This window comes from Megasphaera sp. UBA4233, assembly GCF_002395615.1.
GTDB classification, from domain to species: Bacteria; Bacillota; Negativicutes; order Veillonellales; family Megasphaeraceae; genus Megasphaera; species Megasphaera hexanoica.
Genome location: NZ_DGXL01000033.1, coordinates 19622 through 32494 on the forward strand (window position 1 = coordinate 19622; position 12873 = coordinate 32494).

The following is a 12873-nucleotide window of genomic DNA, read 5'->3' on the forward strand; positions in this document are numbered from 1 at the left end:
AGGCAGCACAGTGATATCTAAGTTTTTTATAGACAGGCCTATTTTTGCCATCGTCATTTCGCTGGTCATCTCCATTCTGGGGCTGTTGTCTCTGCTGACATTGCCGATAGCAAAATATCCAAAAGTAACGCCGCCGCAGATCAGTGTATCGGCGACATATGTCGGGGCCAACTCGGAAGTCATCGGGACGACCGTAGCCAGCGTCATCGAACGTCAGATGACCGGTGTTGACGGGCTTGATTATATTTCCAGCTCCAGTAACGATGATGGCCGGTATTCCATGACGGCCCAGTTTAAAACGGGCACGAATGATGATATGGACATGGTCAATACCCAGAACCGTATCAGTCAGATTCAGTCCACCCTGCCGTCGGAAGTAACGCAGACGGGGGTAACTGTACAGAAGTCAACGAGTTCGACCGCTATGGTTTTTGCGCTCGTATCTCCTAGTGGCACGTATGATGCAACGTTTTTGAAAAACTATGCGACCCAGTACTTCATGGATGAATTAAAATCCGTGTCTGGTGTCGGTAACGTACAGGAATTCGGATCGGACTATGCCATGCGTATCTGGCTCAATCCGATGAAAATGAGCATTTTAAAAGTAACGCCGACCGAAGTCATGGCGGCGATTAAATCGCAGAATACGCAGGCTGCTGTCGGTACAGTAGGGTCACAGCCTACGCCAGATAGCCAGACGTATCAGTACAGTATGCGTACAGACGGCCGCCTTCAGACAGCGGAACAGTTTAAGAATATTATTGTCCGCACTAACAGTGACGGATCTATGATCCGCATAGGCGACATTGCCAGTGTCAATCTTGGCAATAAAGATTATAATGTCACCAGCTCTTATAATGGCCAGAATTCGGCAGGGTTCATGGTCAGCCTGACATCCGATGCCAACGCCATGCAGACTGTCGATGGTGTACGAAAAGTATTGGAAAAGGCAAAGCAGTCTTTCCCGAATGACATGGATTACAGTGTAGTCTATGATAGTACACAGTTTGTACGGGCCTCTATTAAAGAAGTTATTGAAACGTTCGTGGAAGCGCTGCTTCTCGTTGCGTTCATCGTATATCTGTTCCTTCAGAGCGGCCGCTCGACGCTCATTCCGCTCATTGCCGTGCCGGTATCTCTGCTGGGGACCTTTGCCAGCTTCAAAGTGCTCGATTTCTCCATCAACACACTGACCCTGTTTGCCATGGTCCTGGCTATCGGCCTGCTCGTCGATGATGCCATCGTCGTCATCGAAGCCGTCGAATACGAAATCAAGTATAATGCCAAGGGGCCACGGGAGGCGACGATCATCGCCATGCGCAATGTACAGAACCCGGTTATCGGCGTTGCCTGTGTACTGGCATCGGTATTCATACCGGTCGGTTTCCTGAGCGGCATGAGTGGTATTTTGTACCGGCAGTTCGCCTTTACCATCGCCATTTCCGTCGCCATTTCGGCCTTCGTCGCCCTGACGCTGACGCCGGCCATGTGCGCTTCTATCCTGAATATACACAAGCCCAATGACAACCCGAAGGGCATTTATAAGTTCTTCCAGAAATTCAACCTGGCCTTTGACCGCCTCATCGACTGGTATGGCATCCGCCTGGCTCATCTCCAGCTCCATCTGAAATGGGTCGTGGCGTTCCTTCTTCTCCTTTGCTGCCTGACTGGGGTTGTTTTCAGGGTTATGCCTACGGGATTTGTTCCTTCTGAAGATAATGGGTTCGTCATGGTTAACGCCACACTCCCGGAAGGGACATCGCAGGTAGAAACCAAGAAATTGACGACAAAGATGACACAATGGCTTCAAAGTCAGCCGGCTGTCAAGGGCGTCATGAACGTTACCGGTTTCAGTATCCTGGCTGGTGGTGCCAAACCGAATGGTATGACTATTTTCCTGGGTATGGATGACTGGTCGCAGCGTAAGACGAAAGATTTGTCTGTCGATGCGCTGGTAGGTAAAACGATGATGTTTGGCAACCAGATTCCTCAGGCACAGGTCATGGCCTTGAATCCGCCTCCTATTGATGGCATGGGTACATCGTCCGGCTTCAGCATTGTCATTGAAGACCGTGGTGGTCATGGCACATCGGATTTGAATGCGACGACGCAGAAATTTATCGCCGCTGCCCGTCAGCGTCCGGAAATCGGTTCTGTCTATACGGCCTTTGCTGCCGATACTCCGGGCTATCAGCTGGATATTGACCGCGACAAGGTAGCACGGGAAGGAGTATCGCTGAGTGATTTGTATACGACGCTGCAATCCTTCTATGGTTCCTATCAGGTCAATGATTTCACCATTTTTGGCCGTAACTTTAAAGTCGTCATTCAGGCGGCGCCGGAGTTCCGCCAGTCTATTGATGCCAATAAACATCTCTATGTCAAGAACAGCAGTGGAGAGCTCATACCGGTATCTAATTTTGTCCGGCCCAAGCCTATCGGTTCTGCTTCTATTATCAACCGCTTCAATGATTATCCTTCCATTACTGTTCAGGGGGCACCGGCCAATGGCTACAGTTCTGGTGATGCCCTGAATGCATTGAAAGAAATCGCCCAGGATACGCTCGGTGAAGGTTATGCCTACGAATGGAGCGGCATGAGCCGTGAAGAAATCGAAGCAGGAAATAAGACCGTTTATGTATTCAGTCTGGCTATCCTCTTCGTATTCCTGGTACTGGCTGCCTTGTACGAAAGCTGGAAGGTACCTTTTGCTGTATTGTTCAGTGTGCCGGCCGGCCTGTTCGGGGCTTCTGCATTTGCCTATCTGTTCAATCAGCAGAATAATATTTACTTCCAGATTGGTATCCTCGCCGTTATCGGCCTGGCTGCCAAGAACGCCATCCTGATTATCGAATACGCGAAAGTCCGTGTCGATGAACGGGGTATGGATCCCGCATCGGCAGCAATCGAAGCGGCCAAGATCCGTCTCCGCCCGATTATCATGACATCCCTGGCCTTCGTCGTAGGTTCTATCCCCCTGGCCATCGCCACTGGGGCGGGCGCCGCATCACGTGTTACGATGGGCATTACTGTCGTCTTTGGTACATCCGTTGCAACTATCTTCGGTGTATTCCTCATTCCTATGCTGTTCATCATCGTAGAAAACATCGGACATCGTTCGAAAAAGAAGAATCAGGGTGTACAGCGGATACAGGATGTATGATTCCGTGAAGGTTCACTGACACCATGTAAAAAAGGAGCTGTCCCATGAAGACAGCTCCTTTTTAAGTTTTAAGTTTATAGTTTGCAGATATTGCCTGAACATTTAAAAATTCTAAAAACTACAGACTGCTATAAAATATAAAGAGCAAGGGACTGTCTCATGAAGGCTTATGTCATCATGAGACAGTCCCTTGTTTTGTACCGGTTTAGTTACTGGTTCAGCAACGTTTGTTTCAGTTCTTCATATCGTGTCGTGTAATACGGTTTCAGCTGGGCTTCCCGCAGGTCGTAGCCAAAGGAGCGTCGGCTGATGGAAAGGACGGGCGGGCTCTGGATCCGTTTTGCCACGGCAAAGCCCGACAGGAGGCGCCACCACCGTTCCAGGTCGTCGATAAAGGCTTTGGCCGTGGGGAAGACATCCCGGACGTTGACGGAGCAGCCAATCTGCTTTTCCAGTGTCCCTTCGGCATACCAGGTGAGGATGGTTTCCGGTGTGACCCGCTGCCACCGTTCGACCATGGCGCGGAACAGGTAATCGTGATAGGGATAGACGATGGGGTCCCCCTGGCCTTTGGTGATGTCCTGGCTGGCCGATAATTCCGCACTGGGAACGATATCGATACTGCCCTGGGGAACGACTTCCCGCTGGAATACGACATCGTTCAGATACCGGGCGAGTGCATAAACCTGATGTTTCCATAAATCGGCTGTTGCGGCCAGGAAACCGGCATGGTCGCCATAGAGTGTCGCATAGCCGACAGATGATTCGGCTTTATTGGCGTTGCACGTAAAGACACCGCCGAAAGCCGCCGCTGCCGCCGCCAGGATACGGCTGGAACGGTCCCGGGCCTGGATATTTTCTTCGATGAAACTGGTGAGTGCCAGATGGCCTTTTTCTTCGCCATTCTGCAGGAGTGGTGCTTCCCGGAATTGTTTCCGCGTCAGTTCCAGACTGTCCTGGACGGGTATGACTGTGTAGTAGCAGCCGATATGATCTGCCAGCTGCTGTGCCAGGTCTTTGGTCATAGACGAGTTGTAGACACTGGGCATGTTGACGAGGAGAATATTTTCTTTGGGGAGAATGGAAGCGTATAAGGCGGCATTGACTGCCGAATCGATGCCACCGGAGACGCCGAGTACGACCTTGCTGAGGCCGGCATTTTCCATGAAAGACCGGATGCCGTACTGAAGGCTGTGACAGATGTCGGCCACTTCTTCTTCCTGAGGGTTCTGCTTCTGCGGGCTGACGAACGTATGAGACGTTTCGTCGAAATCGAGAATTGCCAGTTCTTCATGAAAGAGGGGGCATTCATAATGGAGGGATCCGTCTTTGCCATAGGCCCCGCTGGCCCCGTCGAAGGTATAGATATTTTTGCCGTTATTCTGGATGCCCGTGCAATTGACATACAGGGCCGGTACGTTGAACTGGCCGATGGATTTGCCGAACAGACGGTGACGGCGCTGGGTCTTGCCGAGGGTAAAAGGAGAATTAGAAATATTGATGAATACATCCAGAGGATAGTTGTCGTGGAGATACTGCATGGGTTTGAAGGGGTAGTTATCATCCCAGCTGTCTTCACAGATGAGCGGACCGACCCGGAGCGTCTGACCGCCGGAGAAGGTCAGGGTAATCGGTGAAATCAAATCTTCCGGGAAGAGGTGCCGTTCCTGGGACACCTGCAGTAGTGAGGTAAAATACCGGGTGTCGCTGAACTCGCGGTAATTAGGCATCAGTGTCTTGATGTAGTAAGGATAGGGGGACCGTTCCGGACCGATGAATTGGCCATTCTGCGCTACAAACAATGCGTTATATTTACGCTGCCGTCCATCGGGATTGAGACGGGTTTCATCGCAGGCGACATTGCCGAAGAAAATGGTGATCCTATCGGACAGGGCACGGATCCGTTCCCCGAAGCGGACACATTCCCGGATATAATCCGGCTGGTCCCAAATATCTCCGATGAGATATCCCGGAATCGACAATTCCGGAAATACGATGATGTGGCAGTGCTGCTCTTTTGCCTGGGATATGCAGCGTTCCATAGACTGTACGTTCCGTCGCGGGTCACCGGGATGGACGTTCAGCTGGGCGAGTGCTATTTTCAGCATGAGATAAACCTCCCTGGTACATGGGTTAGATTTCAATTACCTATTATAGTACCATATTTTACCGGTAAATGCATCTCATGCATATACAAAAAAAGAGCCGCTCTATGAGGGCTCTTGGATGGTACAGGTCATGAGAAATCAGAAGAAACGGCCAAAAAACGGCAGCCGCTGGGCGTCGGCACGGGTGACGCCGCCCGATACGGCCATGAGGCCGATGTAGATGGCAGATCCGACGACGGTCGTGGCCGCAAGGCTGAGGAACAGACCGATATGCCCGATGGCACCGTAGAGAAAATACATGGCAACGCCCATGATAGCGGCGCAGACGACGTTGCGCACGACTGTTTTCACATCGATGATATAACCGGTCTTGCGATAGATGAAGACCAGATTCAGGGCAGCGGCTACGCCGATATCGGCGACGGTAGCGTAAGAAGCACCGGTGATGCCCAGAGCCGGAATGGCAACTAGGAACCAGTTGCAGGCCACTTTGACCAGGCAGGCGACTCCCATATTGATAACCGGGATTTTTGGCTTTTTGAGGCCCTGCAGGATGGCCGTCGTAATCTGATGAAGCCCCAGAAAACAAATGGCGATGGCAACGGCCCTGGTAGCGTCGGTCGCGGCCGGAGCATTGTAGATAAAGGTAACGACCGGTTCGGCCAGCACGTAGAGCATGACCGAAAAGGGGATGGTGACCAGGAGGGCGATGCGCATGGCGCCAGACGTTTTATTGTAAATTTCCTTCGTATCGCCGAGAGTGAAGCTGTGGCTGATGGCCGGTACGAGACTCATGGCCATGGCCGCCGTGAGAATCGTAGCCAGATTGATGAGCGGTACGGACATGCCCGTGAGGTACCCGAATAATTCCGTTGCCTGATGGGTCGGGTATCCGGCTACTTCCAGACGGCGCGGTACGATTAAAAGGTCCAGGTTGGAGACGACCGGGAGCATGATGCTGGCCAGGGAAATGGGAACGGCCAGGACGATGAGCCGCTTCAGGATGTGGCGGATGCTTTCTTTGGGAAAGACGGGGCCGTCTGTTGGCAGATGGCGCTTCAGTTTATGATAGTAGTAGATAAGCACCAGCCAGGCAGCTACCCCGCCGGCACCGGCACCGAGACTGGCACCGCCGGCGGCATAATCGAGCCCGTAGGGAAGCAGCAGTGCGGCAAAACCGAGCATGACTACGACGCGGACAAGCTGTTCGACAATCTGCGATAATGCCGTCGGCGTCATCTGCTGCCAGCCCTGGAGATATCCGCGGTAGCCGGCAATGATGGTCGTAAAGAAGATGGCCGGAGCCAGGGCGATGAGTGAATAATAGGCACGGCTTTCACGGATGATGTGATAATCGATGAGGAACCGCGAGCCGAAGAAGACGAGGACGCTGAGAAACAGAGCCGTCGAACAGAGCATAGTCAGGGAAACGCGGAAGATGCGCTGGGCGCCGTTATAGTCCTCACGGGCCGCTTTTTCGGCGGTGATGATGGAAATGGCGATGGGGATTCCGGCACTGGATATTTCCAGTGCGAGCAGATAAATAGGGAATGCCATCTGGTAAATACCGATACCTTCGCCCCCAAGGATACGGGAAAGGATGATCCAGTTGATACTGCCGATCGCCTTGACGACAAAACCGGAAAGGGTCAGGATCAGCGTACCTGATACGAATTTATTGGCCATTATGAAACCTCTTTTTGCAGGAAATGATGGAAAAAATCTATAACAAACAACTCATTTTATCATATTGTCAGAGAAAAAGATAGAGAAAGGGGGAAAGCTGTCTTTATTCAGCGAGGTATGCTATACTATACAGATATCAAGGGAGGGACATATCTTGCGTATTGTAATAATCGGAGCCGGTAAGCTGGGGTACAGTATTGCCGAGCTGTTATCTAATGAACAATATGACGTCGTCGTCGTCGATCAGAATGAAGAACGGCTGGAAGCTGTCAAAAACAATCTCGACGTGCTGACAATCCTGGCCAATGGCGCCAGCCCTATTACCATGAACGATCCGGATATCCGCAATTCGGACATTCTCGTCGCCGTAACGGCCATCGATGAAGTCAACATGGTTTCCTGTATTCTCGCAAAAAAACACGGCATACGCTATACGGCCGCCCGCATCCGTGATATGCAGTTCATGTCGGAAGCCCAGGATTATCTGAAAGAAAATTTTGATATCGATCTCATGCTGAACCCGGAATTGATTACGGCCCGTGAAATCGACCGCATCCTCATGATGCCGGCCGCTCTCGATGTCGAAGACTTTGCCAATGGCAAGGTCCGGCTCTTTGAAACGAAGGTGCGCCGTCATTCCCACCTGGCCAATGTGCCCCTGAAAGATCTGCAGATGCCCAAGTCCATCCTGGCGGGGATGATATTCCGCGATCACCGCATGATTATCCCTCATGGCGATGACTGCCTCCTGCCTCACGACAATGCCTATTTTATCGGGGACCCCAAGGCCATTGAAAAATTCAGTGAAAATTTCATTCCCAGCGGCACGAAGAAAGTCGAACGGGCTATGATCATCGGTGCCGGACGGACGGGCCGTTTCCTGGCTCCCATGATGGATAAACAGGGTGTCCGGGTCAAGGTCATCGAACAGGACCGGGAACGGTGCCGCATGGTGGCAGATAAGCTGGACGAAGGAATTGCCATCTGCGGGGATGGCACGGATATCGACCTGCTCATCCAGGAAGGCGTTGCCGATGCCGATGTAGTCATCTGCGTGACTGACGATGACAAACTAAATCTCATGCTGGCCCTCATTGCCAAGCATTTTGGCGCCAAAAAGACGATTGTCCGCGTGGCCCGCATCGAATACGTCGATCTCATGCAGAAAGTCGGCGTCGATATTGTCCTTTCGGCGCGGCTCCTGTCCGCCAGTGAAGTACTGGCTTTTGCCCGCCGCGGCGGCGTCGTGTCCGTCTCTCTTCTGGAAGGGGCCAAGGCGGAAGCCGTAGAAGTCATCGTCCAGGAAGGTGCGCCTGTAGCAGGACAGCGCCTGATGGATGTCCGGCTGCCACGGGAGTGTCTGGTCTGTGCCTACGTTCGTGACGGACAGGCTCATATACCAGATGGCAGTTCAATACTGCAGGCGGGCGACCGGACGATTTTGTTCATCCAGACAGAACATTCGAAAAAAGTCATGAAATATTTTAAAGGCAGGGACTGAGTATGAATATGCGGCTTTATCTGTTTCTTCTGGGACGGATAGCCTTATTGAATGCTGCCGTCCTGGGACTGCCGCTCGGCTGTGCCCTGTATTGGGGAGAAGATACGGTGCTGGCTTTTGCCGGACCCCTGGCGGTGACGCTCGTGCTGGGACTGCTGCTAAAAACAGCAGGGAAGCAGCATAAAAAACAGCTCGGTGTGGCTGAAGGCGCATGGTATCTGCTGTCCATCTGGTTCCTGCTGGGGCTGATCGGCATGATGCCGTACGTATGGACAGGAATGCTCACGCCGGCCGATGCGTTTTTTGAAAGCGTTTCCGCCTATACGACGACAGGTATTTCCCTTCTGGCGGCTGGACAGGCAGAAGCCCATTCCCTCCTGTTCTGGCACAGTCTCATGGAATGGATGGGCGGCCTGAATTTCATCATCATGCTGGTCACGGTAGTACCCCAGGTCAGCGGCTGTTTCGGCGTGACCTTGTCGGCTCATCAGAGCATCGCCTTCAGCCCGATGATCAGCCGTATGCGAAATGCGGCGCTGCAGACCGGTAAAATATATGCCGGGATCACCATCATTTCTGCGCTGCTGTATCTGGCGGCTGGGATGAATGTGTTCGAAGCCATCAACCAGGCTATGACCACGGCTTCGACAAGCGGCGGTACGACATCGCTTGATTTCGCCGGCTATGACAATTCGTTCCTGGAAATAGCGGCTATGATATCGATGATCCTGGCCAGCTGCAACTTTCTCCTCATCTGGAGGGCTCTGTCCCGGCGGGAGTTGCGGTCTCTCTTTTCGGATACGGAATTGCGGACGTTCCTGGCCATCGTGGGCGCCGTCAGTGCGCTCATCGTCTTTCATCTCTGGCGCAGCGGTGTTTACGATTTCTGGCAAAGTCTTCGCTACGGAACCTTTGCCGTCGTTTCCTTTCTGAGCACGACCGGCTATGCGTCGGCCCAGTTTTCCCTCTGGCCCGGATTTGACCGCTATGTCTTATTCCTCCTCGTCTTTGCCGGCGGCTGTATCGGTTCGGCTACGGGGGGATTGCGCATCATGCGTATCATCGTCCTGTTCCGCATGGCAGCCCGGGAAATGCGCCGCACTCTTCATCCTCAGATGGTCGTCAGCCTGAAGATAGACGGTGTTTCTGTTTCCATGAAAATCATCAGCCGGGTCCTGAGCTTTTTCTTCCTGTATATGGGAGTGTTCTTTTTTTCCATGCTGGTCATTTCCCTGTCGGGCATCCCTCTGTTACAGTCCATGGGAGTAGCGGCCGGATGCCTGTCCAGTGTCGGATCGACAGCCGAGCTCTACGGACTGGCTTCGTATGCATCGCTCCCGGTGTGGACGAAGTTATATTGTACCTTTGTCATGATTCTGGGACGCATAGAAATCTTTTCTTTCCTCATCGTATTGCAGACCATAGCAGCCCGGTTTCACAGCAAATGGTAATTTTCCATCTTGAGAGAGAAGTGTGCGAATTATGAATATGCGCGTTGTCCTGTATTTCTTAGGACGTATTTCCATGGCGCTGGGCCTGGCACTGGGACTGACGGCCGCTCTGTCCGTCGTCTGTGGCGACGCCGGTTTTGCGGCGCTGGCCGGAGCCGCTCTGGTCAGTTTGGCTGCCGGTATGATACTGCAGCATGAAAAGCCGTCGGCGGTTGATAACCTGAGCGTCCGGGAAGGGATTGCCATCACCAGTCTCAGCTGGATCCTCGTCACCTTTCTGGGAATGCTGCCCTATGTGTTCGGAGGCTATCTGGATATCCTGGATGGCATACTGGAATGTATTTCCGGCCTGTCCGGCACAGGGGCGACGGTCCTTACGGATATAGAAATACTGCCTCAGAGTATACTCGTCTGGCGCAGTTTGACCCACTGGCTGGGAGGACTGGGCATCATCGTCATTTTCATTGCCTTGTTTCCTCAATTCGGCCACGGCGTCGTGCACATGATGGACGCCGAAAGTACGGGGCCGACATCAGATCGCATGCTGCCCCGGATAGGCCAGATGGCAAAGGCCCTGTTTACGGTGTACGTCATCCTGACTACGGCGGCGACAGCGGCGCTTATGATTTGCGGCCTCGATTTCCTGACGGCTCTGGAACATGCGTTTTCGACCATTGCGACAGGAGGATTTTCTCCTTTTAATGATAGTGTGGCCCACTTTAACAGCCCCCTCATCGAAGGAGTCCTGATTGTATTCATGATTCTTTCCAGTGCCAACTTTTCTATTTACGTGGCGGCCTGGCGAAAGGGAGCCCGGGTCATTTTCAGGGATACGGAATTCCGCCTGTACGTGGCAATGGTCCTGGGGGCCACGGCCCTCATGAGTCTCAATCTGATCTATGGGGCATCATATGATTCCCTGGAAGCCGTGCGTGAATCCTTCTTCCAGGCTGCGTCCATTTCGTCATCGACGGGCTTTGTTTCGGCTGATTTTGATCAATGGCCTTCCTTTTCCAAAGGAATCCTGCTGCTCCTCATGTTCTGTGGCGGCTGTGCCGGGTCGACGGCCGGCGGTCTGAAAATAACGCGGCTCATGCTGCTCATCAAGACTATGCACTCCGTCGTCTGGCAGAAACTGTCTCCCCGGAGCGTCGTGCAGGTCCATGCCAACGGAGAAGAGTATAATGAAGAAATATTGTACGGCGTAGCCCGGTTTTTTGTGGCCTATGCCATACTGGATGTCTTGTGGACCGTCCTGTTCATCGGGGATGGCGTGCCGACACTGGATGCCATCGGTCTCAGTGTTTCGACGATGGGAAGCTGCGGCCCGGCTTTCGGGTCGGTCGGCCCGACTTGTACCTATGCGGAGCTCCCCGTTTTCAGTAAAATCATCGTGTGCATTTCCATGCTCTTGGGAAGGCTGGAAATGTTCCCCGTTCTGGCATTGCTCATGCCGTCTTTCTGGCGGCATAGCAACTGGTAGGGCAGAATAGAAATGAAAAAGGTGTTGTTATGGATTTACGTGTAGTCTGCCGGTTTTTAGGGAGAATATCAATAGCCGAGTCGGGTGTAACCTGCGTTCCGCTGCTTCTGGCACTGGGCTTTGGTGATGAGTGTACCGGAGCTTTTATCATGGCCATTGGCAGCATGATTGCCTGCGGGATTCTTCTTCTCCGGTACGGCAGGGTGAGAACCAAGCATCTGACCATCCGCGAAGGCATAGCCATTACCGGCCTGGGCTGGCTTTTGGCCACCTTCCTGGGAATGATTCCGTACGTGACAGGCGGATATCTGAATCTCATCGACGGCGTGTTTGAGAGCATTTCCGGTTTTACCGGTACGGGAGCGACGGTCATTGAAGATATAGAGAGTCTGCCCTTCAGTATCTTATTCTGGCGCAGCATGACCCACTGGTTGGGAGGATTGGGCATCGTCGTCATTTTCATTGCCCTTCTGCCGGCAGCAGGGCAGAATACGCTCTATCTTCATAATGCCGAATCAGCCGGGCCGGCGACGGACCGCCTGTTGCCGCGCCTCAGGGATATGACCGGCGTCCTGTTCCGCATTTATATGACTTTTACGGCCATTGCCTTCGTCATTTTCATGCTCTGCGGCATGGATTTCTTCAGTGCCCTCAACCACGCCATGTCTACCATTTCAGCCGGCGGATTCTCTACGTTTAATGACAGTGCTGCTCATTTTGAAAGCGCGGCTGTGGAAGGCTGGATGACTTTTTTTATGATTCTGGCTGGTGGTAATTTTGGCTTATATTATCAGTTATACCGCAAAGGGTTCCATGTCCTGAAGAAAAATACGGAATTTAAAGCCTACCTGCTCATCCTGTTCCTGGCGACCGTATGCATCGCCGCCGATTTGATACATGCCTTCGGTGCCGACATCGTTACGGCCCTGCGCTTTTCTTCATTTCAGGCTGCGTCCATTGCCACGACGGGGTTTGTCTCGGCCGATTACGATCAGTGGCCTTCCTTTTCCAAGGGAATCCTCCTGCTTTTGATGATCAGCGGCGGCTGCAGCGGTTCTACGGCGGCGGGAATCAAGATTTCCCGTGTCGTCATCCTGTGCCGCTCTCTCGTGGCGGCTGTCCGGGAAAAACTTCACCCCCGGATGGTCATGGATGTCAGGATGAATGGTCAGCTCATCAGCCAGGACACGATTATCCGGGTCAACCAGTTTTTTTTCCTGTACCTGGCGTTCATCGCTTTCTGGGCACTGCTTTTGACCTTCGACGGCATCGGCATTTTTGACGCCATCGGCATCAGCGTCACGACCATGGGCTGTATCGGCCCATCGTTCGGCATTACCGGCGCCACCTGCACCTATGCCGGCCTGTCCGATTTTTCCAAGGCCATATTGTGTATTTCCATGCTCCTCGGGCGGCTGGAATTATTCACCGTCCTGGCTATGCTGCACGTCAGCTTCTGGAAAAAACGGGGAAATTGGTAA

The 12873-nt window shown here is 52.8% G+C and carries 7 protein-coding genes; 5 read left to right on the top strand and 2 right to left on the bottom strand.

Annotated features, from left to right (window positions below):
* Positions 1-10: 10 nt before the first annotated feature.
* The gene (locus B2U90_RS11215) at positions 11-3163 is read left to right on the top strand and encodes an efflux RND transporter permease subunit (protein ID WP_292017815.1); all 3153 of its coding nucleotides are present in this window, start codon (positions 11-13) and stop codon (positions 3161-3163) included.
* 209 nt (positions 3164-3372) lie between these two features.
* Here B2U90_RS11215 and nadE read toward each other — a convergent pair whose 3' ends face one another.
* Positions 3373-5271 (bottom strand): NAD(+) synthase, encoded by a 1899-nt coding sequence (gene nadE, locus B2U90_RS11220; protein ID WP_075582209.1) that lies wholly within the window; start codon positions 5269-5271, stop codon positions 3373-3375.
* Between the two features lie 138 nt (positions 5272-5409).
* Positions 5410-6957: a putative polysaccharide biosynthesis protein gene (locus B2U90_RS11225; protein ID WP_059077152.1), complete on the bottom strand. Its 1548-nt coding sequence runs from the start codon at positions 6955-6957 to the stop codon at positions 5410-5412.
* A 154-nt stretch (positions 6958-7111) separates the two neighbouring features.
* On the opposite strand from B2U90_RS11225, the gene trkA reads away from it, so the two are divergent.
* From trkA to B2U90_RS11245, 4 genes are read left to right on the top strand one after another with little or no spacing between them, the layout of a single operon-like run.
* Positions 7112-8458 carry a Trk system potassium transporter TrkA gene (trkA, locus tag B2U90_RS11230; RefSeq protein ID WP_059077153.1) on the top strand — a complete coding sequence of 449 codons (1347 nt, stop codon included), beginning with the start codon at positions 7112-7114 and terminating at the stop codon, positions 8456-8458.
* 2 nt (positions 8459-8460) lie between these two features.
* The gene (locus tag B2U90_RS11235; RefSeq protein WP_292017816.1) at positions 8461-9909 is read left to right on the top strand and encodes a TrkH family potassium uptake protein; all 1449 of its coding nucleotides are present in this window, start codon (positions 8461-8463) and stop codon (positions 9907-9909) included.
* Positions 9910-9940: 31 nt separating this feature from the next.
* On the top strand, positions 9941-11392 hold the full coding sequence (locus tag B2U90_RS11240; protein WP_170087768.1) for a TrkH family potassium uptake protein: 1452 nt from the start codon (positions 9941-9943) through the stop codon (positions 11390-11392).
* A 29-nt stretch (positions 11393-11421) separates the two neighbouring features.
* Complete coding sequence (locus tag B2U90_RS11245) at positions 11422-12873, top strand: TrkH family potassium uptake protein (RefSeq protein ID WP_075582213.1); 1452 nt, start codon at positions 11422-11424, stop codon at positions 12871-12873.